Annotated in this window: 21 protein-coding genes and 1 pseudogene; 9 read left to right on the top strand and 13 right to left on the bottom strand. The window is 71.8% G+C overall.

What is annotated here, in order from left to right; genetic code table 11:
* The 6 genes and pseudogenes from ND747_RS24955 to ND747_RS24980 form a co-directional block, all read right to left on the bottom strand.
* Window positions 1-260, bottom strand: a pseudogene (locus ND747_RS24955) (MFS transporter); the annotation flags it as partial.
* Window positions 261-325: 65 nt separating this feature from the next.
* The gene (locus ND747_RS24960; RefSeq protein ID WP_251736632.1) at window positions 326-1,666 is read right to left on the bottom strand and encodes an ABC transporter substrate-binding protein; all 1,341 of its coding nucleotides are present in this window, start codon (window positions 1,664-1,666) and stop codon (window positions 326-328) included.
* A gap of 331 nt (window positions 1,667-1,997) precedes the next feature.
* On the bottom strand, window positions 1,998-3,584 hold the full coding sequence (locus ND747_RS24965; RefSeq protein ID WP_251736633.1) for a carboxylesterase/lipase family protein: 1,587 nt from the start codon (window positions 3,582-3,584) through the stop codon (window positions 1,998-2,000).
* Between the two features lie 221 nt (window positions 3,585-3,805).
* Window positions 3,806-4,606 carry an ABC transporter permease gene (locus ND747_RS24970; RefSeq protein WP_251736658.1) on the bottom strand — a complete coding sequence of 267 codons (801 nt, stop codon included), beginning with the start codon at window positions 4,604-4,606 and terminating at the stop codon, window positions 3,806-3,808.
* A 50-nt stretch (window positions 4,607-4,656) separates the two neighbouring features.
* Window positions 4,657-6,234 (bottom strand): ABC transporter permease subunit, encoded by a 1,578-nt coding sequence (locus ND747_RS24975; RefSeq protein WP_251736634.1) that lies wholly within the window; start codon window positions 6,232-6,234, stop codon window positions 4,657-4,659.
* A complete protein-coding gene (locus ND747_RS24980) occupies window positions 6,231-7,259 on the bottom strand; it encodes an ATP-binding cassette domain-containing protein (RefSeq protein WP_251736635.1) in 1,029 nt (342 codons plus the stop codon). Before ND747_RS24980 ends, ND747_RS24975 begins: the two co-directional genes overlap by 4 nt.
* Window positions 7,260-7,346: 87 nt before the next feature.
* Here ND747_RS24980 and ND747_RS24985 point away from each other — a divergent pair, with 87 nt between their 5' ends.
* The gene (locus ND747_RS24985) at window positions 7,347-8,078 is read left to right on the top strand and encodes a response regulator transcription factor (RefSeq protein WP_251736636.1); all 732 of its coding nucleotides are present in this window, start codon (window positions 7,347-7,349) and stop codon (window positions 8,076-8,078) included.
* Between the two features lie 47 nt (window positions 8,079-8,125).
* Window positions 8,126-9,346 carry a HAMP domain-containing sensor histidine kinase gene (locus tag ND747_RS24990; protein WP_251736637.1) on the top strand — a complete coding sequence of 407 codons (1,221 nt, stop codon included), beginning with the start codon at window positions 8,126-8,128 and terminating at the stop codon, window positions 9,344-9,346.
* 896 nt (window positions 9,347-10,242) lie between these two features.
* Here ND747_RS24990 and ND747_RS24995 read toward each other — a convergent pair.
* From ND747_RS24995 to ND747_RS25005, 3 genes are all read right to left on the bottom strand, one after another.
* A complete protein-coding gene (locus ND747_RS24995) occupies window positions 10,243-10,665 on the bottom strand; it encodes a hypothetical protein (RefSeq protein ID WP_251736638.1) in 423 nt (140 codons plus the stop codon).
* A gap of 303 nt (window positions 10,666-10,968) precedes the next feature.
* Window positions 10,969-11,316 (bottom strand): VOC family protein, encoded by a 348-nt coding sequence (locus ND747_RS25000; RefSeq protein ID WP_251736639.1) that lies wholly within the window; start codon window positions 11,314-11,316, stop codon window positions 10,969-10,971.
* 159 nt (window positions 11,317-11,475) lie between these two features.
* Window positions 11,476-11,979, bottom strand: coding sequence for a VOC family protein (locus ND747_RS25005; protein ID WP_251736640.1), 504 nt, complete (start codon window positions 11,977-11,979; stop codon window positions 11,476-11,478).
* Window positions 11,980-12,266: 287 nt separating this feature from the next.
* Between ND747_RS25005 and ND747_RS25010 the strand changes: the two genes are divergently transcribed.
* The 3 genes from ND747_RS25010 (at window position 12,267) to ND747_RS25020 (ending at window position 15,044) form a co-directional block, all read left to right on the top strand.
* The gene (locus ND747_RS25010; protein ID WP_251736641.1) at window positions 12,267-13,115 is read left to right on the top strand and encodes a pirin family protein; all 849 of its coding nucleotides are present in this window, start codon (window positions 12,267-12,269) and stop codon (window positions 13,113-13,115) included.
* Window positions 13,116-13,250: 135 nt separating this feature from the next.
* Window positions 13,251-14,216 carry a class I SAM-dependent methyltransferase gene (locus tag ND747_RS25015; protein ID WP_251736642.1) on the top strand — a complete coding sequence of 322 codons (966 nt, stop codon included), beginning with the start codon at window positions 13,251-13,253 and terminating at the stop codon, window positions 14,214-14,216.
* 210 nt (window positions 14,217-14,426) lie between these two features.
* Window positions 14,427-15,044, top strand: coding sequence for a malonic semialdehyde reductase (locus tag ND747_RS25020; protein ID WP_374216321.1), 618 nt, complete (start codon window positions 14,427-14,429; stop codon window positions 15,042-15,044).
* Between the two features lie 68 nt (window positions 15,045-15,112).
* Here the strand turns inward: ND747_RS25020 and ND747_RS25025 are convergent, their stop codons facing one another.
* Both ND747_RS25025 and ND747_RS25030 read right to left on the bottom strand, forming a co-directional pair.
* Window positions 15,113-15,736, bottom strand: coding sequence for a superoxide dismutase family protein (locus ND747_RS25025; protein ID WP_251736644.1), 624 nt, complete (start codon window positions 15,734-15,736; stop codon window positions 15,113-15,115).
* Between the two features lie 132 nt (window positions 15,737-15,868).
* On the bottom strand, window positions 15,869-16,600 hold the full coding sequence (locus ND747_RS25030) for a helix-turn-helix domain-containing protein (protein WP_251736645.1): 732 nt from the start codon (window positions 16,598-16,600) through the stop codon (window positions 15,869-15,871).
* Between the two features lie 197 nt (window positions 16,601-16,797).
* Here ND747_RS25030 and ND747_RS25035 point away from each other — a divergent pair, with 197 nt between their 5' ends.
* The 3 genes from ND747_RS25035 to ND747_RS25045 all read left to right on the top strand — a co-directional run bounded on the left by ND747_RS25035 (window position 16,798) and on the right by ND747_RS25045 (window position 19,242).
* Window positions 16,798-17,670, top strand: coding sequence for a class I SAM-dependent methyltransferase (locus tag ND747_RS25035; RefSeq protein ID WP_251736646.1), 873 nt, complete (start codon window positions 16,798-16,800; stop codon window positions 17,668-17,670).
* 146 nt (window positions 17,671-17,816) lie between these two features.
* Window positions 17,817-18,812 carry an NADP-dependent oxidoreductase gene (locus ND747_RS25040; RefSeq protein ID WP_251736647.1) on the top strand — a complete coding sequence of 332 codons (996 nt, stop codon included), beginning with the start codon at window positions 17,817-17,819 and terminating at the stop codon, window positions 18,810-18,812.
* A gap of 34 nt (window positions 18,813-18,846) precedes the next feature.
* Window positions 18,847-19,242 (top strand): MerR family transcriptional regulator, encoded by a 396-nt coding sequence (locus ND747_RS25045; RefSeq protein WP_251736648.1) that lies wholly within the window; start codon window positions 18,847-18,849, stop codon window positions 19,240-19,242.
* A 3-nt stretch (window positions 19,243-19,245) separates the two neighbouring features.
* On the opposite strand, the gene ND747_RS25050 is transcribed toward ND747_RS25045, so the two are convergent.
* The gene (locus tag ND747_RS25050; RefSeq protein ID WP_308204689.1) at window positions 19,246-19,572 is read right to left on the bottom strand and encodes a hypothetical protein; all 327 of its coding nucleotides are present in this window, start codon (window positions 19,570-19,572) and stop codon (window positions 19,246-19,248) included.
* A gap of 5 nt (window positions 19,573-19,577) precedes the next feature.
* Window positions 19,578-20,078, bottom strand: a complete 501-nt coding sequence (locus tag ND747_RS25055; protein WP_251736650.1) for a hemerythrin domain-containing protein — start codon at window positions 20,076-20,078, stop codon at window positions 19,578-19,580.
* 320 nt (window positions 20,079-20,398) lie between these two features.
* On the opposite strand from ND747_RS25055, the gene ND747_RS25060 reads away from it, so the two are divergent.
* Complete coding sequence (locus ND747_RS25060) at window positions 20,399-22,363, top strand: hypothetical protein (RefSeq protein WP_251736651.1); 1,965 nt, start codon at window positions 20,399-20,401, stop codon at window positions 22,361-22,363.
* The last annotated feature ends 93 nt before the right edge of the window (window positions 22,364-22,456 follow it).

Genomic DNA, 22,456 nt, shown 5'->3' on the forward strand with positions numbered 1-22,456 from the left:
GCCGTGCCGCCGGCCCGCCCCGCGGCCTCCACCCCGGCGATCACGACCGGGGCGGCGCCCAGCGTCCCGGCGAGGAACGGCGCCAGTACGGCGGTGGTGCTTTCCTGGCCGACCGACGAGAACAGATAGGACAGCCGGGCCCGCGTGAAAAAGGGTGCGGGCGCGGCCTCGGATGGGGATGGGGATGGGGCCCCGGGATCGCCAGGCGCCCCATGATCGGTGCCGCCACCCCCCGCGGCGTCCACGCGCGGCGTCGACACCGCGCCATCCTAGGGTAAAACCCCAGCACCCGGCCATGAACCAGGAGAAAGGCAGACGAGCTGCCTTACGGGACGACCGAGACCACGTTGCCCGGGTCGCAGTTGAACACCCCCTGGGTGGGACGGGTCAGCTCCCTGTCATAGGTGAACCCCGCGGCGGACACCCGCTGAATCAGACTGCACGGCGGGACGGCCAGCGGGTCGGCGACGTCGACCGGCGCCGTCAGTCCGCCCGCGTCGAAGCTGTGCTGCGCCGTCGCCCGGTCGATGACGCACTGCACGGTGAGGTCGTCGCCGCAGGCCGTCGCGGACTGCGCCCAGAGAATCCAGGCCGCGAAACTGTTCACGATCTCGGGGTCGCGGGCCCGGTAGGAGCTCACCTTCCCGACGAGACCGACGGCGAGCTTGGTCGCGGGATTCTGGTCGGCCAACTCCAGTGGAAACCGGTATGTCTGCGAGTAGAACGGTGCGGTGACCGCCGGGACCGCCCGCAACGCGTCCGTGACGACGGGGGTGTAGGCCGTTCCGAGGACGTCGAGCAGCAGGTCGGGCTGAAAGCCGACGTCTGTCATCGCCCGGAACAGGGCGGTCGGATCACCCGGCGCCACGACCATCGCCGAGGCCCGGCCCACAAGCGGCGCCACGATGCTCTGGAGGCCGGCGGCGGCGATCGGGACCCGGACAAGAGACGACCGGACACCGGCCTGGTTGATGGCCCGGTTGAGCACCCCGGCCGTGACCAGCAGGGACGGAGCGTCGAGCGCGGTATAGGCAACCTGCCGCAGCGCCGTGGGCTGACGCTCCAGCAACCGCCGGACAAGCAGCACGTTCGCCTCGCGGGACGGACCATGGTTCGCCAGTGCCAGCAGCTGGCTGGTCGCTGTTGCCGCCGAGGCCGCATAGGCGGGGATGCTGCCCAGGCCGCAGGCGAGCCGCGGCCGCACGGTCGCATCGTCGAGCGGCGTCGCGCCGCCGACAAGCATGAAGTCGCTCCGGCAGGCGTCGAAGATGCGCGCGGGTGCCTCGGTCATCCGCGCGTCCCGGGAGACGAACCGGATCGTGCGGCCGTTGATGCCGCCGGCCGCGTTGCACCACCCGACGAAGGCCTTCGCCGTGTCCAGGTACTCCTGGCCGAGGCCCGGCTGCAGCTGGCTGGTCACGTCGTTGAGGACACCGACCTGGATCGAGGTGGGCGTCACGCCACGCGCCGACGAACCCTTGGGCGTCCCGGGACCGCAGACACCCTTTGCGCTGCCGAAGTCACCTGACGCCACCGACGAGGGCTGCGTCGCCGACGACGCTGGCCGGGCCGACGACCTGACGGGGCCACAGGCGGTGACGGTCAGCACCGCCGCCAGCACCGTGGCCGCGGCGACGGTGGTCCTCCTGAAAATCGGGTACTTCATTACATCCTTTACGTCCATGTTCGGCGCCGACGGTGCGGCTCGTCGGACGATCATCGAGCCGCACCGCATTCGGACCGTCACTTAGCCCAATAAGTAGGGCGTTACCGTACAGGTGTGTTATGCGCCACACAACCCCGATACGGTGAGTGCGGAGAAAGATTCCCACTGCGGTAGGCTGCCCGCGACCCAGGGACCCCCACGACCACCCACCCGCCAGCACACGCAGACGGCCGCAGGCGGCGCCGGTTACCTGCCGTTGCGCCCTGGCCACAGAAGCCACCTGGAACGGTGCGGCGACCAGGAGAGCGTCGGCGGATCCCACCAGAAACGTCTATGTGCCCACGAGCGGAAGAATCGAGAAAGAATGCGTCAGCCAGATCAGCCGACTCTTTTCTTCCGGGTAGGCGGCGACCTCGGGGGAAGCGTCGAAGATCTGGGTACGGCGCCGGTCGGGATCGTAGGCAGGCCAGCCCGGGTCGCCCTGCGCGGCGAAGGTGGTCCACGCGGCGCGCATGCGGGCGGACAACGCCACGGCCTGCGCCGAGGGAACCTCGCCGAGCAGCATGGCGGGCTGGCCACTGCTGAGATTGCCGAACACGAGCGGCACATCGAGGCCGTGGCAGGCGCCGAGGGCGCCGCCCAGGCCAGGAGCACGCCAGGTCAGCTCGTACAGGTGCACCTGGCCGCCACCCGCGATCTGCGCCTCGGCGAGATGCAGCGTGGGCATCCGGAACGACCAGTCCGACAGGACGAGTTCGTACAGCTCGGCGGGGCCCGCGTCCGGGTAGGCGTCGCGGTAACGGCGGGCACCGTCGGGGCCGGGGGCGAAGTCCCGCAGGGCGACGGCCGCCTGCTCGGCACTCACCTGACCGAGCTGGCCGGCCATGGCGGTGAACAGTCGCTGCTCGTCACGGGTATGACCGACGAGCAGGTCGACGCCGCGACCGGCGCCGGCGGCCACGGCCTGCCACGGGGTGCTCGCCAGCACCTCGCCGTCGACGACCGGCGCGAACAGGACCGACCGATGCGCCGGCCGCCCCCAGCGCCCTGCCCGCTCGGCGAGCGTGGCGGCGATGCTGTCGCCCGCGACGACCAGCAGGTCCGGATCCGTCGCGGCCAGGTCCGCGACGGTGGGGCGTAGTCCCAGCTCACCCGCGCAGGCGGCGGCGATGTCGGCGGCAAGCTCGGTCGAGAAGTACGTGCCCTGCACGCTCTGGGCGATGGCCCGGCGGAACAGCCCGACCGCCCGGGGCATGGCCAGCAGCGCCGCGACCGATCCGCCGCCCGCCGACTCGCCGAACACCGTGACCAGATCCGGATCGCCCCCGAAGACGGCGATGTTCTCGCGGACCCACTCGAGGGCCGCGACCTGGTCGAGCAGGCCCCGATTGGGCGGTGCCCCCGCGATCTGCGCGAAGCCCTCCATCCCGACGCGGTAGTTGAACGTCACGACCACGACCTGCCCGTCACGGGCCAGGTGGCCGCCGTCGTACTCCGGCCGGTCGGACGCACCGATCGTGTACGCACCCCCGTGGATCCACACCAGCACGGGAAGCCGAGCCGCCGGGTCGGGTTCGGGCGTGAAGACGTTGACCGTCAGCCAGTCGCCACCCGCCGGGTCACCACCCACCACGCCCTGGGATGACGGGCCCCCGCCCAGCACGTCCGACTGCGGTGGAGGCGGACCGTACGCCTGCGCCGGCCGCACGCCATCCCAGCTCCCGGCCGGTTGGGGCGCGGCCAGCCGGAGCGCACCGACCGGCGCCGCGGCGAAGGGCACGCCGCGAAAGACCGCCACGCCCGACTCCAGGGTGCCGCGCAGCGCCCCACCCACCACCCGGACCTCGGGCGCCGAGCTGCTCGACGAGACCCCGGCGATCGACGACGCGGCCGAGGACCCGGCGGCGGTGGCGGACATGCTTCTCCCTCAGGCGGACGCAGCGCGCTCGACGTCTCTCGTGACCGCGAGTCGCGGCATCATCGCGCAGGACCGAAACGGCCCGCCACCCGTTTTTGCCGCCGCTGCCGACGCGCTGCGCGGCACCGCCCGTTTTCGCGTGGTCGTCGATCTGGTGGACGGCCGCGGGGTGTACTCGGTCACCGCCGATATCCACCGTGGAAGAACGCCGACGGCGCAGGTCAGACGTCCCGGCGCGCCAGGAGAATCGCGGCGGCGAGCAGCGCGCCGACGGCCCACAGGACCAGGATCCCGAGGCCTGTCCAGGGGCCGATCTCGGGGTCTGCGGTGCTCGCCTGCACCGCGAGTCCGACGCTCGCCGGTCCGAGCTGGCGCAGGTGCCGTTGCCAGGTCGGATCGGCGACCACAGCGGTGACGATCGGCAGCACGTACAGCAGTGCCAGGACGATGCCCACCCCGACGGCGGAGCTGCGCACGCTCGTCGCGACCCCGAGGCTCAGCAGGCCGATGAGCACCAGGTACAACACCGAGCCGACGGCCGGGCGCACGGCCACGGCATCCGGGGACGGTGCGGCAGGTACGGGCACCTCGGCATGCAGCCCGGCAGCCGCAGACGACAGGGCGCCTGTGGGCACCCCGGCGCCGGTGGGCACCAGCAGCCAGCCGACGAGGACGCATCCGGCCACCGCGACGGTCGCCGCGGCAGCCACCAGACCGATGACGACCGCCGCCTTGGCCGCCAGCACCATGGCGCGGTGGGGAACCGCGGTCACCGTCACCGTGACCAGGCCGGTGGCGTACTCCTCCCCCATCACCAGCACCCCGAAAACCGCCACGACCGCCTGACCGAGCTGCACCCCGGTGAGGCCCAGCTTCGGCAGGTCCGCGCCGGGAAGCGGATCTGCGGTGGCGGCCACGGCCGCGCTGAGGGCGACCGTGACCACGACCATCGTCGCCAGCAGCGACGACATGCCAGGGGACGTGCGTGCCTTGGTCCACTCGGCGCGCAGCACGCATCCCATATCTCCCACCGGCCTCATGCGTCCCGCCGGCCTCATGCGTCCCGCCGGCCTCATGCGTCCCGCCGGTGCAGCGCGAGGGCGGCCACGGCGAGGGCCACCGCCACCCAGCTGACGAGGACTGCCAGCCCGGCCCACGGGGCGAGGGGGAAGTACCCGTTCACCGGCGTGTAGAGGTTCGCCACCTGTGGATATTCGGGCGTGGCCTGTTGCAGCGCGAAGGCCGAGGCCGGACTGACCCGCAGCAGCCACCGCGCCGGCCCGGCGGGCAGGACCGTCACGGCGAGCAGGTAGGGCAGCACCACGAGGACGATCGCCAGGGTGACGGCGGTGACGCCGCGCCGCAACAGGGTGCCAAGGCCCAGCGCCAGGACCGCGGCGAGGGCGAGCAGCGCGGCGGTGCCGGCCACGATGCGTACCTCGGTCAGTGTCGGGGTGGGGTGGACGTACACGCCGTTGCCGCGCAGCACCCGCTGTCCGAGGACGACCACGACCGCCGCCGCGGCCAGGCCCGCACCGAACATGACCGTGCCGACCACGGCCGCCTTCGCCGCCAGCACCCGAGTCCGGCCCGGACTGGCCAGCAACGTCGTGCGGACGAGTCCGCGGCGGTACTCCGCGGTGCCGAACACGCAGCCCACGACGACCGCGACGATCAGTCCGACGAACGTGCCGACCAGGGTCTGGCTCAGCGACACCCCCAGTCCCGCGGCGCCGACCACGGCCGGGGCGATGTCACCGGAGCCGGTCAGCCGCACGATGTCGCCGACGCGCTCGACGCTCTCGGCGCCGGTCGCCGGGCCGTCCAGCTGGTCACCGACGGCATCTCGCTCGCCACCGACGACGTCGGGTTGCCAGGCCGTACCGGTCCAACCGCCCGCGATGGCGAGGTGGTCGAAGGTGCCCGTCGCCTGGCTCGGCCCACCGAAGGCGCCGGACGCCAGTCCCCGGTGAACCTCCCCGGAGTACTGCGGCGAGGTGACGAACAGCCCTACCTGGACGGTCGTCGCCAGGCCGGGCAGTCGGGCGGATCCGATCATGGTCCACCGGACGCCATCAGGCGACTCGGCGCCTCTGATGGTGTCCCCGGTCCGGGCGAGTCGGAGCCAGCGCGGCCCCGCGGAACCGGTCCCGCTGGAGCCGCCGGCCGCGTCGGACGTGTCGGGCTGGCCCGGACCGCCGGGCTGGCCGGCGAGATCATGGGTGTAGTCGTACTGCAGCCGGGTGCCGTGGGCGCCGGTCGTCGTGACCGCGGCGTAGGACGAGCCCTGGACGGTGCCCGCCCGCAGCAACAGACCGGCCTTCGTCCAGGGGGCGAGGCCGTGCCGCGGCTGGTTCGGGTCGTCGCCTGGCAGCAGGCCGGTCAGCGCACCCACCCGGACGGTGATGGTGCCGTCTCCGGACAGCGGCTGGTGGAAATAGGTGTAACTGTCGCTGACCTCCTGTCCGCCGGGGCCCACCGGCAGCCTGCACTCGGAACCGGGTCCGGTTTTTCCGCAGCTGCCCCGCATGCCGGGCACCAGACCGAACGCGACGATCAGCGCGGCGGTCGCCACGGAGGCCAGCACCCAGCCGCGAACGGTGCGGAACTTCGTCCACTCGGCGCGCAGCGTGCGCGCGAAGGCGGTCACCGGGCATCCGCGGGCAGGACGCCCCGGTCGGCAACGGCCGGGGCTCGATAGTCGACGGCCTGCTCGGTGAGCTGCAGGTAGGCGTCCTCGAGCGTCGCCCGGTGGGCGGTGAGCTCGGAGAACGGCACGCCATGTCGGCCCAGCAGTGCGGCGATCGCCTCGGCCGACAGGCCGGCCACGACCAGGGAACCGTCCCCGGCCGGTAGGACGGATCCGCCGCCGTCCACCAGAACAGCCGTCGCCACGTCCAGGGCGCCGGCCCCGGCGACCGCTGCGGCTTCGGCTTCGCCGCCGCCCACGGCCATCGGTGCGACAGGTCGCACCGTGACGCGGCCGTCCGACACCGTCGTCAGCAGGTCTCCGACGGCCGCGTCGGCGAGGACCCGACCGCGGCCGACGACCACCACCCGGTCGGCGATGTCTTCCAGCTGCCGCATCAGATGGCTGGAGAGCAGGACCGCACGCCCGTCGGCGGCGAGTGACCGGATGAGGCGGCGCAGCCAGATGATCCCCTCGGGATCCATGCCGTTGAACGGTTCGTCGAGCAGGAGCGTCGGTGGATCACCGAGCAGCGCGGCGGCGATGCCGAGCCGCTGGCGCATGCCGAGGGAGAACCCGCCGGCCCGGCGCCGGGCAGCGGACGTCAGCCCGGTCGTTTCCAGCACCTCGTCGACGCGGCGCGCGCCGAGCCCCTGGGAGTGCGCCAGCCACAGCAGATGGTTGCGGGCCGTGCGGCCGGGTCCCAGGGCGGATGCGTCCAGCAGTGAGCCGACGTGGCGTAGGGGATGGCGCAGGGCGCGGTAGGGCTGCCCGTCGACGAGCGCCTCGCCGGTGTCGGCGGCATCGAGACCGAGGATGATCCGCAGGGTGGTCGACTTGCCGGCGCCGTTCGGCCCGACGAAGCCGGTGACCTGCCCGGGTCGGACGGCGAACGTCATCCCGTCGAGGGCGGTGGTCGCGCCGAACCGCTTGTGCAGCCCGGTCACGGTGATCGTCGGGTGGGCGAGCAGGGATGGGAAGACCATAGGACCGGGTTCTAGCCGTCCACCGGTGTCAGGCCGGTGCCGCCGGACGACACCTGGCTGACACCACGGGCCTGGGATGGTGGGGGCATGCGCGTCCTGGTGGTGGAGGACTTCGAGGTGCTGGCCCGTGCGGTCCGCACCGGGTTGCGCCGCGAGGGGATGGCGGTCGACGTCGCGCTCGACGGGGACGAGGCGCTCGCGCGACTCGCGGCCACCCGCTACGACGTGGTGGTGCTCGACCGGGACCTGCCCGGCACACACGGGGACGACGTGTGCCGACGCCTGGTTGCCACGGGCCCGACCGGAAGGGGTCCGGCCGCCGCCGGCCCGGCGGTTACCGGCCCGGCTCTGTGGCCGGCCCCGCGCTCGGCTCCGCGGGTGCTGATGCTGACCGCGTCGAGCACCGTCCGGGACCGGGTGGACGGCCTGGGTCTCGGCGCCGACGACTATCTCGCGAAACCGTTCGACTTCGCGGAGCTGGTCGCCCGGGTGCGGGCGCTGGCCCGCCGGCCGACCACCCTGGTGCCGCCGGTGCTGGAGCACGGGGATCTCACCCTTGATCCCGGCCGACGGGTCGCTGCCCGGGCCGGGCTGCGCCTCGACCTGAGCCCCAAGGAACTCGGCGTGCTCGAATGTCTGCTCGCCGCCGCCGGACGGCCCGTGCCGGCCGAGGAACTGCTGGAACGGGTGTGGGACGAGGCGGCGGACCCGTTCACGACGGCGGTGAAGACGACGATCCGCCGGCTGCGGGCCAAGCTCGGCGATCCCCCCGTGCTGCACACGGTGCGCGAGGGCGGATACCGGATCGGCGAACAGTGATCATCCGGTTGCGACGGCCGGCGCTCCGGCAGCTGCGGACACAGCTCATGCTGCTCTACGCCGTCCCGTTCTTCGTGTCCGGGACGATTCTGCTGACCGGGGCACTGGTCGGCATCCGTGTCACGGTGCCCGTCGACACCGGGCCGCCGGGAGTCGGGTCTGGCGGGGTCGGGTCCGGCGGGGTCGGGTCTGGCGGGGTCGGGTCTGGCGGGGTCGGGTCCGGCGGGGTCGGGTCTGGCGGGGTCGGGTCCGGCGGGGTCGGGTCCGGCGGGGTCGGGTCTGGCGGGAACGGGCCCGTGGCGAGGTCGGTCACGACGACGCACTTCCCGTTCGCGGCCTGGTCGCTGACCATGGTCGTGCTGGCCCTGGCCTCCGTCGGTGTGGGCTGGCTGGTGGCGACCCGCTTCCTGCGGCCCCTGCGCGCCATCACCGCCACCGCGCGGGACATCTCGGCGAGCAACCTGCACCGCCGGCTGGGCCCCACCGGCCGCGCCGACGAGTTCGCCGAGCTCGCCGCGACCCTCGACGATCTGTTCGCCCGCCTGCAGGCCGCGTTCACCTCACAGCGACGCTTCGTCGCACATGCCTCCCACGAGCTACGCACCCCGCTTGCCGCGCAGCAGGCCGTGCTCCAGGTCGCCCTCGCCGACCCCGACCCGGCTGTGGACGCGCTCCGGGCCGCCTGCCGCGAGGTGCTGGTACTCGGCACCGCACAGGAGCAGCTGATCGCCTCGCTGCTCACCCTGGCCGGCGGTCAGCAGGACGTGGACCGGCGCGAGCCGTTCGACCTGGCCGACCTCGCCCGCCAGGTCCTGGCGGGCGGTCCGCCGGACGCGCCGGCGGGCCTCACTGTCGTGGCGTCCCTCGACCCGGCGCCGGTCCGCGGCGACCCGAGACTCGTCGAGAGCCTGCTGGCGAACCTCGTCGACAACGCCATGCGACACAACCATCCGGGCGGCGACGTCGAGGTGATGACGTCCACCAGCGCGGACGGAACCCCCCGTCTGCGTGTGCGCAACTCGGGCCCCGTTGTGCCGTCGACGCAGGTGGACCGCCTGTTCGAGCCGTTCCAGCAGCTCGACGGCCGCCGCATCCGACACGCCGGGGGCGGCCACGGCCTGGGCCTCGCGATCGCCCGGGCCGTCGCCGACGCCCACGGTGCCACCCTGCACGCGACGGCCCGTCCCACCGGCGGCCTGGACATCGAGGCCGCGTTCCCCGCGGACGACCATCCGCACGCTGTACCCATTGATCGCTACCCGAGGTGATCCGAAAAGGCTCAGTGGTCTCTTCCGGAAAACTTACCCAGCTAAGTGGCACCGATTGGCACTCTCTCACGCTGAGTACATCAGCCACGAAACCCCCACCCCGCAACCCACCGCAGTCCGCATTCGGATGCACTCCCACGGCGATGATCACACCCGTCCGCCACCGCCTCCTTGCCGCACGGAAAGACCTGCCTACGCATTGCGAGATCCGGGCAACGACCGGCCGTCCACGACAGAAGCCCGCCCGGCCGAGAACACGCCGCACCATCGGCGCCAGAAAACTTCACCCTGTCAGATGGGTCCGACATCCTCACACGCCGTCACCAAGCCCAGTTTTCACGGCCTTGACAGAACATCCGGACGACACCGCGGACGAGCGACGGGCCACGCCACGGACAGACCCGGGACCGTGGGCAGCGAGGAGCTGCCCGACACGCTTGGTGTCACACTGTGCAACACACGGCGAGTCGCCCCGAGTCGCCGCGCGGAGGCTCGGACCACTCGCCAACCCCTTGAGCGACGCGACGACCCACAATGTCGGACCTCCACGGTAAGATAGGAGGTCGATTTTCGAGCTTTCACTACCCATAGTTGCCGATTTTCGCAATGCGCTATACAGAAAATCACGACCTTGAAGAAATGTGGCAGCCGGAGGTCGACAGTTACCAGCGGTCAATATTTACGTGGGTAAGCTTCTCCAGAGAGACACGTCGACTTTTCTCGGCCACAGTCCGTTGTAACGAGTGATCCACATCTCGATCGGCTTACAGCTCAGCCTCGAGGCGGCCCGACCTCGGTGCAGCCGCCCGACCTCGGTGCAGCCGCCCGACCTCGGTGCAGCCGGCCGGGCGGCGACAGGACGGACAGTGCCGGCGGTCTGGGCGTCGCGGCCGTCGTCAGCGCGGCCGGATCGAGAGGCGCTGGCGTACCGTTCCGGCGACCCGCTGTGCGAACTCGGCAGGTTCTCGACGGCCCCCGGGGACGGACGACCCCACCTGCACCTGGTCCAGACCGAGGTCCGCCGGCCCGTCCGGGAACTGGACGTGCAACGCATGGGTGCGGAACCGGCCAGCCACCCAGATCGTTGTCGACTCGGTCACCAACCGCGACCGGCCGGCCATGAGCGTCTCGCGCAGCCCGCCCTCCAGGATCGTCAGCGGATGCGTTTTGCTGGCATTGACGATCCACCAGTGCCGACGTCGGTGGACGATGGCCCCGGCGGACCGGGAAACGCCGAGGTCATCCGGGTCAAGACAGTGCGTGCTGGCCGGGTCGCGGCCAAAGGTGAACCCGCCGGTAGCCGGAACCACATAGGTCATCAGTCCAATGACGACCACTGGCTGTGGTATCGACGAGTCCTGAGGTGCCCCTGGTGTCATGCGCCTGCCTTTCATCCTCCGTTTCCGCAGGGCGAAGCGTCGCCAATGTAGACGCGGCACGGATGGGCGCAGGTAGTGGGGGTCCCATGGCCACCGTCAAATACCACCGTTACGCCTCCGCCGGTATCCCGGGGGGAGGAAACCGCAGCCGGATGACCGTGCGCCGCTGTCGGCCCCGGGCCACCACGTTCGCCACCTGCACACCGGTGGCCGGTTCGGTTGCCTGCGCAGGTCTCGGGCCGGTCAGGTCGACGGGTTCTCGATCAGCGTGATGGTGTTGCCGAACGGGTCGTCGACCGAGGCAAGCCTCGCACCCTTGGTCGTCGTCGTGACCTCACCGAGCGTGATTCCGCGGCCGGCGAGCGTCGCCGCCTCGCACTGCAGATCGTCCACGGCAAGATTCAACGCCGACTGCCCCGACCGCTGGACGTCCCGGAAGACCTGCACCCAGGCATCGTCGGTGATGTGCCAGTCGGCCAGTCCCGGCATCGGACGCGCGTCGGCGGACCGACCGAACAGCCGCTCGTACCAGTCCGCGGCCGAGTCGAAATCGGCCACCGGAACCACCGACAGTACCTTGGTCACAGTCATCAGAACACTTCCTCCGTCGAGCGCCGGCTGCGCGAGCCGGCGGTAACCGCCATCCTCGAGCGCCGATCGGACAACCGGCCGACCGCCGACGACCGAAGACCCTCTGATAGGCATCAGTCTGCCCAGCGATCCGCCAATGTCACCGTCGTCGCTGGTCGGTCAGGTGAGAATCCCGGACGGCGCGGCATCCTGGCTGGGCTGGCCGGGCTGGCCGGGCTGGCTGGTGGCGCGGGCGGGGTCGTCGGCCAGGCCGACGCCCGGGATGAAATGGACGACCTCCCACAGGTGGCCGTCGGGATCGCTGAAGTGGCCGGCGTAGAGGCCCCAGGGCCGTTCGTGCGGCGGACCGGGCACCGCCGCGCCGGCACGGCGGGCAAGCTCGAGAACAGTGTCGACGTCCTCGCGGCGCTCGACCGTGTGACCGAGTGCCACCCCGGAACCGGCGATCCGCGCCGGGTCGACACCCGCATCCTTGGCGATCTCCGAGCGCGGATAGAGCGACAGGACCAGGCCGTCGTCCAGGGTGAACATCGCGGTGGCGCCGGCGGGTTCGGTCGCGCTGCCGGGGAACTGGGTGCCGACGATCCCGGCCGAGGGAAAACCGAGTCCGTCGCGGTAGAAGGCGAGCGACCGTGCCAGATCACTCACTCCGAGTGTGATCACGTGAATCCTTGGCCTCATGTTCCTCTCCTCCGTCTTGCGACCTCGGCCGGCTCGTCGTCGGCCTCGGCCTGATCGTTGGCCTGATCGCCTGCGGGGCCGGGTACCCGGTGTGCGTGCCATATCCCGGCAGACCCGGCGGTAATCCTGGCCAGGTCAGCCCCCGTCCCCCCGCGGCGTGGTGCGCAGGTGCATCCATCCCATGGGGAAGAGATGGCCGGTCACGGTAGTTGCATGTGCAAGCATCCGGCGATGTGGCCGGACCGCACCAAGTACTGGAAGGTCTAGTCATGACGAGCACCGCGTCCTCCCGTCGTCCCACGTCGTCGCAGGTCGACCAGCAGCCGCAGGACCGGCAGCGGTCGGCAACAGCCGGGGCACAGGTGGACATCCGCCGTGCCCACACCCGGGCGGCGACCCGGATGGGCTGGCTGGACTCCCACCACTCGTTCTCGTTCGGCCACCACTACGACCCGGACAACACCCATCACGGCGTCCTGCTGGTGAGCAACGACGACACGGTCCGCGCCGGCACCGGCTTCGAGACCCATCCGCACCGGGACATGGAGATCGTCACGTGGGTGCTGCGGGGTTCGCTGGTGCATCAGGACTCCACCGGTACCGCCGGGGTCATCTACCCGGGGCTGGCACAGCGGATGAGCGCCGGGCGGGGCATCCTGCACTCGGAGAAGAACGACTCCTGGCGTCTCGGCGGCGAGCCGCACGACGAGCCGGTCCACTTCGTCCAGATGTGGGTGGCGCCCGACGCGCGGGGCATCGACCCGGGCTACGAGCAGCTGGAGATCGGCGACGAGCTGCTGCGCGGCGGCCTGGTCCCGGTCGCCTCGGGGATGGCCCGCCATGACGGGCACAGCGCCATCCGGATCCGTAACCGGCATGCGGCCCTGCACGCTGCTCGGCTCGCGCCCGGCGGCGAGGTCACCCTGCCCGACGCTCCCTGGCTGCACCTGTTCGTCGCCACGGGCGAGGTGGAGCTGGAGGGCGCGGGTGCCCTGCACACCGGCGACGCGGTCCGGTTCACGGCCACCGGCGGCCAGCGGGTCACCGCGACGCCGTCCGGCCCGGCCGAGATCCTCGTGTGGGAGATGCACACCGACCTCGCCGGTCTCACCGCCTGAACCGCTGGACCGCTGGACCGCTGGACCGCTGGACCGCTGGACCGCCTCCATCCGACACCGGACCCGCCAGCAGGGTCGATAGGTTGACAGAACAGCGTGCCCTGCGTTCGTGGGTGGCGGAAACGGGAGTCGATCATGAGTGGTGCGCGGGAGGCCGACGGCGGACCGGCTGCCGACGAATCGGCGGCAGCCGGTCCGGCAGCGGCAGGTGGTGCAGCGGTGGTGTCCGGCGCGGCCGCGGCATCCGGCGGGCAGGAGGCGATGTGGAACGGTGCGGCGGGGCGCGGGTGGGTGGCGGCGCAGGAGCTGCTCGACCGGATGTACCAGCCGTTCGCGGACCTGCTGGCCAGCGGGATCGCCGGCGGCGACCAGGTGCTCGACGTGGGCTGCGGCGCAGGCGCCACGACGCTCGCCGCCGCCCGACGGGCCGGCGCGGGTGGTCCGGGCTCAGGTGACCCGGGCTCAGGCGGGCACTGCGTCGGTGTGGACATCTCCGAGCTGATGGTCGCGGCGGCCCGCGCCCATGTGCGGCAGGCGGGTATGCCGGCCGAGTTCGTCCGCGCGGATGCGGCGAGCCATCCTTTTCCGTCCGGCGGATTCGACGTGGTCATCTCCCGGTTCGGGGTGATGTTCTTTGACGATCCCGTCGCCGCGTTCACGAATCTGCGCCGTGCCACCCGGGGCGGGGGAACGCTCCGGTTCGTCTCCTGGCGCAGTCCCGCCGAGAATCCGCTTTTCACCGCCGCCGAACGCGCGGCGGCGACACTTCTGCCGAGCCTTGCCCGGCGCGATCCGAACGCACCCGGCCCGTTCTCCCTCGCCCGCCAGGACCACACCGAGCGACTTCTGGCCGACAGCGGCTGGGCGCACGTCGAGATCACCCCGGTGGACGAGCCGTGCTCGATGTCCGGGCCGGAGCTCGAGCAGTACATAACCCTGGTCGGCCCGGTCAGCCGGCTCCTCCCCGATCTGGACGAGGCCACCCGCTCGAAAGTCCTCGAGACCGTCCGTGCCGCCTTCGAACCCTTCCGCCAGGGCGACCGTTTTCACTACACCGCCGCCTGCTGGGACGTGCACGCCGCCACGCCCACCACCCCCTGATCATCGCCGGGGCCAGCCGGAGTCGGCATAACCCGGGGGGCGAGGTGGTTGACCAGTCGGCCGGATCGGCGGCGCAGGCAGCGATCGGGCCTGCGCGACGCCCCCGGCCACCGAAAGCAGACCCTGACGACACCCACCCGCACTCATCGGAGACCCGTGACTTCCGCCACCGAGATCCCCGCCGCGGCCAACAACCCGGCTGCTGACGATCTGGCCGCCGCCGATCTGGCAACCGACCACCTCGTGCTGGACCCCGCAGCCCGTGCGTTGCTGTTCACCGAGGCGCGTACCGCCAACACGTTCAGCGACGAGCCGGTCTCCCGCGACCAGCTGCGGGCCATCACCGAGCTGGCCAAGTGGCCACCGACGTCGGCCAACATCAACCCACTGCGGATCACCTTCGTGACCACCCCGGAGGCGAAGGCACGCCTGCTGCCACTGATCTTCGAAGGTAACCGGGCCAAGACCGAATCCGCTCCGGTCGTGGCGATCCTGGCGATCGACCTCGACTTCCACGACCGGATCCCGCAGCTGTTCCCGGTGCGGCCGGAGATGCGCGACCTGTACAAGGACGACCTGGCTCGGCGAGAGCAGGCCGCGACCTTCAACGGCACTCTGCAGACCGCCTACTTCATCCTCGCCGTCCGCGCCGCGGGGCTGGCCGCCGGGCCCATGGCGGGTTTCGACGCTGCTGGCATCGACGCCGAGTTCTTCGCCGACCGGCCCTACCGGTCGATTCTGGTCGTCAACATCGGCAAGCCCGGCAAGGACCCGTGGTTCAACCGACTCCCCCGCCTCGACCACGAGGACTACGTCGAGTACCTCTGACATCTGGGGCTGGCCTCGTCGCCAGGGCCGGGGCCGCATGGGTCCCGGCCCTGGCGACGGTCGTTACATCAGAGGTCGGCGCAGGCCACACGCTTGTCGAGCGCGCCGACCGGGTGGATGACCACGGACTTGGCCGCGTCGCCCACCGGACGGGCGTTGGTGACGGTTGCCCGGACCGCGCCGGCGGAGTCGGCCGGAAGGGCCAGGTGCACCTCGTTCGGCGGCGCGGCCGGGCCGTTCGGGTCGAACATGAAGTGGCCGCCACCGTTTTTCACCGAGCATGGTTCGGCGTGCAGGTGGGCGATGTACTTCCCACCCGGCGCCAGACCGGTCGCCGCCACGGTGAGGGTGGTCCCGGTGGTGGCGTTCTGGGCCAGCCAGGCCGTCCCCGTGACGCCGTTGAGCCCCGCCGGCCTGGTGTTCAGCAGGACGAACGTCGACTTCTGTGCCCCGGGGATCTGATCGGCCGGGGTCGCCGACGGATCCGACATCACCGCGCTCATCGACGGATCAGCCGGCGCGGTCGGCGATGTTGCCACTGCCGCGGATGCCGACGGCCGCGTGCTGGCGACGGCCGCGGAGCTGGCTTCCGGCGAGCTGCCATCCCCGCAGCCGGCCGCAAGCGCCGCGACGACTAGTAGTCCGGCAACCGTCCCGGCGCCCAGACGTGCTCGCGCCAGACCATGAACCATGACCATCTTCTCCTGACTGTGGCTGGATCCATCGGACGCACACTGGTCTGCGCCCGACGTGGACGGGTACCCGTCCGACGGTGGACCCGCCCGACGGTGTCCTTGCAGGGCTCGCTCGAGCCCTGACCACGCCTACCCGCCGGCCTCGGCGCGCCGGTCGGCTGCGCGACCGTCGCCGTCCGGGTTGCCGCGACGGCCCTGGGCGGTGGCGAAGGCAGTGGTGTCGAACCAGGTGGGGAAGTCCCGGACCAGCGGGGCCGGGCCGTGGACCTCGGCGTCGCCCGCGTCGAGCACGGCCCGAAACGGGGCGCGCCCGACGAGCCAGCGGTGCATCTGCCGGCCACTCGCGGTGACCCGCAGGTGGATGTCCTGGCGCGGCTCCTCCTTGCAGACGGTCATCGCGGGCCGTTCGACATCGAGCCAGCCCTGGGCCGCGCCGGGGCCGGTCAACGTCAGGTGGACGAGCGTGCGCCGTGAGGGTAGCCGCTCGGGGACTGCGCACTGGTGCAGGCGCCAGATCAGCGACAGCCCATCGCAATCCTCGTCATCCGGGTCGTCGAAGACCCATTCGGCGGCCCACTGCCCCAGCGACCAGACGATCGGGGTGATCGCCCGCCCGGCCTCGGTCAGCACGTAGCGACCGGGCCGGCCGCGCTCGGCGGCCTCGCGGCGGACCAGGCCGTGCCGTTCCAGCGCACGCAGACGCCCGGTCAGCAGGGTGCGGCTCATCCGCGGCAGGCCGCGGTGGATGTCATTGAACCCCTCGGCACCGACCATGAGCTCGCGGATCACCAACGGCGTCCACCGGTCGCCGAGGATCTCGACCCCGAGCGCGATGGGGCAGTAGTCGGAGTGAATCGGCACCCGGCCATCGCATCACGCCGGGCAGGCCGCCGGCCCGCACAGTCGCCCACGAAACCTGACATCCGCCCGACACCACGGGTACAGAAACGCGACTGGTCGGCCCCCCGGCATCGGACGGACCCTGGTCACAGACCCCGACCCGCCCTCGGCCAGCACCCCACGCACCTCGCGTGAGCTGGCCTGACATCGGAGGAACCATGACAACCATCAGCCCGACGACGACCACCACCGGCCCCGCGGCGACCCCTGCCGGCCCGGATCTGGCCGCGGTGAAGGCGAAGCAGCAGCGAACCTGGTCCAGCGGCGACTACACCGTGATCGCTAGCCGGATCGTGCTACAGAGCGAGCTGCTCGCCGAGGCGGCCGACCTGCGCTCCGGAGACAGGGTGCTGGACGTGGCCTGCGGCTCCGGCAACGCGGCGCTCGCCGCCGCCCGTGCGGGCACCCGGGTCGTCGGCATCGACTACGTGCCCGACCTGCTGACCACGGCACGGGCGCGGGCCGCCGCCGAGGGGCTCACGGTCGACTTCCAGGTCGGCGACGCGGAGGCCCTGCCGTTCCCGGACGCCTCGTTCGACGCGGCGCTGTCCGTCTTCGGCTCGATGTTCGCACCGGACCACCACCGCACCGCCGCCGAGCTGATCCGGGTCACCCGACCCGGTGGAACCCTAGGCCTGGTCAGCTGGACCCCGGACGGCTTCATCGGCGACTTCTTTCGGACGATCACCCGCCACGTGCCCCCGCCGGCCGGCGTGGCGTCCCCCCTGCTGTGGGGCACCCGGGACCATCTGGCGACACTGTTCGGCGCCGCCGCGGCCGAGATCAGGTCGGTCGAGCGCACCTGCGTGTTCCGCTTCGCCTCGGCGGAGGACTTCACCGACACCTTCCGCCGCTGGTACGGGCCCAGCCACCAGGCCTTCGCGGCCCTGGACGACTCCGGCCGGGCGGCGCTCGCCGCCGACCTCACCGACCTCGCCCGCCGCTGGAACCGCAACCCCGACGGCCAGCCCGTCGCTCTGCCCTCCACCTACCTCGAGACGATCATCACCCTGCGCGCCACCGCTACCTGAGCTCCGCACGCGCCTCGACCTGCGCGAGCCTGAGTCTTTGGCGAGCCTGAGTCCCTGGCGAGCCTGAGTCCCTGGCGAGCCTGCGGCCCGACCTGGGTTGCCGCGGTTTGACCCTGACGTGCGGGTCAGGGGCTACGGTCGCGGGCGTGTCCTACTCCCGCGAGGTACGCCTCGTCACCAGCCCGGCCGGTCTGCCCCGGCCGGAGGATTTCGCCGTCGTCGAGGTACCGGTTCCCACTCCCGGGGACGGCGAGGTGCTCGTCCGCAACCGCTACTTCCACGTGTTCGCCGCACTGCGGACGGTGCTGGGCGGCAGTGTCGAGGGCGCACCCTTTCCGCCGATCCATCCCGGCGACACGCTGTTCGGCGCGGCCGTCGGGGAGGTCGTCACCGCGCCGGCCGGCTCCGCTCTGGCGGCGGGCGACCTGGTCTTCCACTGGCTGGGCTGGCGCGAGTACGCCGCCGTACCGGTCGCGCAGGTCCAGCCGCTGGGCAACGCACTGGCCGATCCGGGCGCCCACCTGTCCTCGGGGCGGACCGCCTATGCGGCGATCCTGCAGAGCGGGCTGCAGCCAGGCGAGACGGTCTTCGTCTCCGGGGCGGCGGGGGCGGTCGGCTCGCTGGCGGGGCAGATCGCCCGGCTGCTCGGCGCGGGGCGGGTCATCGGCAGCACCGGATCGGCGGCCAAGGCGCGTCGCCTGGTCGACGAGTTCGGCTACGACGACGTCGTGCTGCGCGGCGGCGAGCCGTTCGCCGACAGGCTGGCGAAGGCCGCTCCGGACGGCATCGACGTCGCCGTGGACAACGTCGGCGGCGAGCAGCTCCAAGCGGCCGTGGCCGTGGCCCGGCCCGGTGCCCGTCTCGTCCTGGTCGGCGCCCTGTCCGGCCAGCTGGCACCGGACCGCGCAGGGACCGTCGCGCCGGTCTCGCTGGACACCTTCGCGCTCATCCTGAAGCACATCACGCTGCGCGGACTCGACAACACGGCGACGACCGACTGGACCGACCGGTTCGGCGACTGGCTTGGCCGTGGCGAGATCACTTTTCCGTCCGTACGCATCAGCGGCATCGAACACGCCGCCCGCGCGTTGTCGGAGACCATCCAGGGACGGCATTTCGGCACGGTCCTCGTGGAGCTGTAGACATCGTGGAGCGGTAGACATCGTGGAGCGGCAGATGAAGATCGGCGAGGCCGCCGTGGCGGCGGCCACCACCCAGCGTGCGTTGCGGTTCTACGAGCAGCGCGGGCTGCTGGCCCCGCCGCGGCGCACCGCGTCCGGTCAGCGCGAGTACGACCCGGCGGACGTCAACCGGATCCGGATCATCCGGGAGCTGCTCGCGCTCGGCCTGACCGTCGAGGACGTGCGGGCCTGCGCCGACCGGCTGCATCTGCTCGAGGGCGACACCCTGCCGCGCCACGGCGACCCGGGCGGGGTGTGCAGCGCGGCGAGCGGTGTCGTCCAGCGCCGCCTCGCCGCGCTGGACGCCGAGATCGCCCGTCTGACGACGCTGCGCAACGAGCTGGCGGCCCGTTCCGCCCCCGAGATCCGGGCGTCCTCCGATGCCCGTTAGCGGTTACCCGCCCCCCGACCGCACGGCCTCGGCGAGTTCCAGCGCACGGGCGCGGAGCTGGTTCTTGGCAATCTTGTTGAGGGTGGCCCAGTTGAGGGTGGCCCGGGGGAAGTCGTCCATGACATGGACGGCGCGGGGCACCTTGACATCGGCCAGGGCGGCACTGCAGCGTTCGATCAACTCCGCGTCGGGCGCGGCGTCGTCACCGGAGAAACCCGGGGTCCGAACGACGAAGGCCATCGGAACCTCCTCGGTCCACCGAGGAGCCAGGGCGGCGCTTCGGCCCTGGCACCGGCCGATCCACGCCCAGATCTCGGCATCATCGCGCAGGTCTTCTACCTGACGATCGCGTCAAGGCTTTTCTTGATCGCGCTGGGCTGGGCCGGGCTGCGCGGGGCCTTCTCCTTCGCCTCCAGCAGACGCTGCCCGATCTCGGAAAGCTGCTTGCGGCCAAGCTTCTCGCGAACCTTCGGAAACCAGCCGTCCTCTTCCTCGTCCAGGTGGTGGCTGACGTTTTCGATGAGAACGGTGGCCTTGGCATCGAAACGCTCGGCATCGGCGTGAAGAGCGGCGAGCTCCGTCGCGAGCAGATCAGCGACGTGGTGCTCCTCGTAGGACTCGAGGATGTCCCCCGAAAGCTCCGGCAGTAGGCGCCGCACCTCGGGGTACATCACCTCGTTCTCGATATAGGTGTGCACGGTGAGCAGTTCGATGATCTGCCGGACGAGTTTTTCCCGCGTCACGGAGGCACCCGGGCCAGCATCCTGAAACCGCTTGAAGGAAGCCTTGATCTCCTTGTGATCCGCTTTCAGGAGCACGATCGCGTCTGTCGACACCGGTTCCTCCGCATATTGGACCGCCGGGGCGTGCCTGTTTCGGAGGCCATCCCCTCGTCCCCGACCGCCAAACTCCTCCCGGCCGCGGTTCTCCCCCTGTCAACAGCCGCCGCAGGGTGGCGGCGCAGCGCACCGGACCAGCCGGTCAACCCTGGTCGGATGATGGGCGAACCGCATGGTCCGATGCCTGCGTCCCGCTCCCTCTACCGCACGTCAGTGCGGACAGCGGCGCAGACGGCACTTCCCAGCGTGCATCGCAACGTACGGATAGATACGATCTTCCGGCATGCCGCGATCATCTAGGTGGCTGGGAGGTGTCGGTGCGCGAGTCCGGGCATCCCGACCCGTTCGGACGTGCCCTCGCCCAGGTCGACGGTCCTGGTAGCGGACCCGGGATCACCCGACGTGGACTGGTACGGAGCACGGTCACCGCGTCGGCCATGGCCGCCGCCATGGCCGGGATCACTGACCGGCCGGCGGTCGCGGCCACCCCGGTCCGGGCCACGGGCACCGCGACGGCCGGCGCAGTCGTGCCCCTGCCGGCGCCGGGCCGGATCGAGGCCGACGTGCGGCGGATGGTCGCCTGCGGCCCGCGGCTGCCGGGCTGGCCGGGCCATGACGAGTGGTGCACCTGGCTGACCGACGAGCTGACCGCCGCGGGGCTGCGGATCGAGCCCTGCGACGAGTACGCCTACGACAGCTACCAGCCGGCCGACTTCGCCCTGGAGATCCTCGACGGCCCGGGGGCCGGTCCGGTCGAGGTGGCGACCGCGTATGTGCGCTCGGCGGGCACCTCGGCGCAGGGTGTCACCGGCCCACTGGTGGTGGCCGACGGCTTCCCGACACCGGGCGCGATCGAGGCGCTCACCAACCCCGCCGCGGTGACCGCGGCCATCCGGGCGTGGGTCGCCGCGGTGCCGGCCCAGTCGCTGCGCGGTGCGGTTCTACTGATCGAGCTCACCACTCCGGCCCAGCTGACCGCCGTCGTGTTCACCGCGATCTCCACCTATCTGCAGTGGGACGGGCACGAGGCGGCGGACTGGGGAGAGATCGACTACTCCCGTCTGTGGCTGGGACCGTGGCCCGATCTGAACGACTTCACGTCGCTGGGCCTGGCCGGCGTCGTGTTCACCACGACGGCTTCCCGAGCGGCGCTGCGCGGCAACTACTCGTCCCACACGGCCCGTCCGCAGCCGCTGCCGGCGCTCGTCGTCGACCGGGAGACCGGCGCGGCGCTGCGGGCACAGGCCACCGCCGGCCGGCCGCGAGCCCGGCTCACCCTGGTCTCCCCGGTGAAGCAGGTGCGGCTGCGGCAGATCACCGCCGTGCTGCCCGGCGAGAGCGACGAGTGCGTCATCGTCAACACCCACACCGACGGGCAGAACGCGTTCGAGGAGAACGGCGGGGCCGCGGTCGTCGCCCTGGCCCGGCACTTCGCCTCGCTGCCAGCCGGGCGGCGGTTGCGCCGGACGCTGGTGTTCGCGCTGTACCCGGGGCACATGTCCGGACGGGTCGGCATCGAGAACGCCCGGGCCTGGATCCTGCGGCATCCGGACCTGGTGCGGCGCGCGGTCGGCGCGGTCAGCATCGAACATCTCGGCGCGACCGAATGGATCGACGATCCCGAGCGGGGCTACCACGCCAGCGGCGAGAACGAGATCTACGGGATCTGGACCACGCAGGGCCCGACCTTCGACACCATCGCCAGACCCGCGCTGGTGGCCTCCAGGCTGCAGCGACACGCGCTGCTCAGGCCGCCGCTGCAGATCACGCCCGGGGCGCCGTTCCACAGCCTCGCCGGCGTCCCCCACGTCTCGGGGATCGCCGGGCCCAGCTATCTCGTCGTGGTCTCCCCGAGCGGCGAACTCGACAAGTTCGACGCCGGCCTGGCCGCGACGCAGGTCGCCTTCTACGCCGACGTCGTGCGCCGCTTCGACGCCGCCGACCGCGCCGCGCTGCGTACCGGTGATCCGACCCTCGGTCAGGACACCGGCACCCCCGAGGAGAGGGCCTACCGGGACACCGGCACCTCCACCGCCTGCGTCCCGGCGACGGACGGGAGCGCCGCTGGCGGCTCCACCGCCCGCGACGGGCTCGGACCGGTGGGCTGGCTGGTGGGCGCCGTGGCCGTCGGCGCGGCGCTGACAACCGGTGCGGTCGCGGCCGTCCGGGCCCGTCGGCGCCACCGAACGAAACCACCAGCAGGCCCCTCCCCCACCCCCGACATGGACGGCGCCCCCGATCCCGCCGGCGCAGACGATCCACCGACCTCGGGCTCTGCCTGACGGCCGGCCCGTGGCGTGGACCGGACGACCGCGGCGTGGCGCGGTCGCCGTGCTGGGCGCGGCCGTGCTGGCCGTGACGCTGCTGGCCGTGAC

It is taken from the genome of Frankia sp. R82, from assembly GCF_023716925.1.
GTDB lineage: Bacteria > Actinomycetota > Actinomycetes > Frankiales > Frankiaceae > Frankia.

What these genes read in the sequence shown, in the direction of transcription:
- ND747_RS24985 (WP_251736636.1), top strand. Translation starts at nt 7,347, where the DNA reads ATGCGCGTCCTGGTGGTGGAGGACTTCGAGGTGCTGGCCCGTGCGGTC.
- ND747_RS25000 (WP_251736639.1), bottom strand. Translation starts at nt 11,316, where the DNA reads ATGACTGTGACCAAGGTACTGTCGGTGGTTCCGGTGGCCGATTTCGAC.
- ND747_RS24995 (WP_251736638.1), bottom strand. Translation starts at nt 10,665, where the DNA reads ATGACCTATGTGGTTCCGGCTACCGGCGGGTTCACCTTTGGCCGCGAC.
- ND747_RS25045 (WP_251736648.1), top strand. Translation starts at nt 18,847, where the DNA reads ATGAAGATCGGCGAGGCCGCCGTGGCGGCGGCCACCACCCAGCGTGCG.
- ND747_RS24970 (WP_251736658.1), bottom strand. Translation starts at nt 4,606, where the DNA reads ATGGGATGCGTGCTGCGCGCCGAGTGGACCAAGGCACGCACGTCCCCT.
- ND747_RS25035 (WP_251736646.1), top strand. Translation starts at nt 16,798, where the DNA reads ATGACAACCATCAGCCCGACGACGACCACCACCGGCCCCGCGGCGACC.
- ND747_RS24990 (WP_251736637.1), top strand. Translation starts at nt 8,126, where the DNA reads ATGCTGCTCTACGCCGTCCCGTTCTTCGTGTCCGGGACGATTCTGCTG.
- ND747_RS25015 (WP_251736642.1), top strand. Translation starts at nt 13,251, where the DNA reads ATGAGTGGTGCGCGGGAGGCCGACGGCGGACCGGCTGCCGACGAATCG.
- ND747_RS24965 (WP_251736633.1), bottom strand. Translation starts at nt 3,584, where the DNA reads ATGTCCGCCACCGCCGCCGGGTCCTCGGCCGCGTCGTCGATCGCCGGG.
- ND747_RS24980 (WP_251736635.1), bottom strand. Translation starts at nt 7,259, where the DNA reads ATGGTCTTCCCATCCCTGCTCGCCCACCCGACGATCACCGTGACCGGG.
- ND747_RS24960 (WP_251736632.1), bottom strand. Translation starts at nt 1,666, where the DNA reads ATGAAGTACCCGATTTTCAGGAGGACCACCGTCGCCGCGGCCACGGTG.
- ND747_RS25010 (WP_251736641.1), top strand. Translation starts at nt 12,267, where the DNA reads ATGACGAGCACCGCGTCCTCCCGTCGTCCCACGTCGTCGCAGGTCGAC.
- ND747_RS25025 (WP_251736644.1), bottom strand. Translation starts at nt 15,736, where the DNA reads ATGGTTCATGGTCTGGCGCGAGCACGTCTGGGCGCCGGGACGGTTGCC.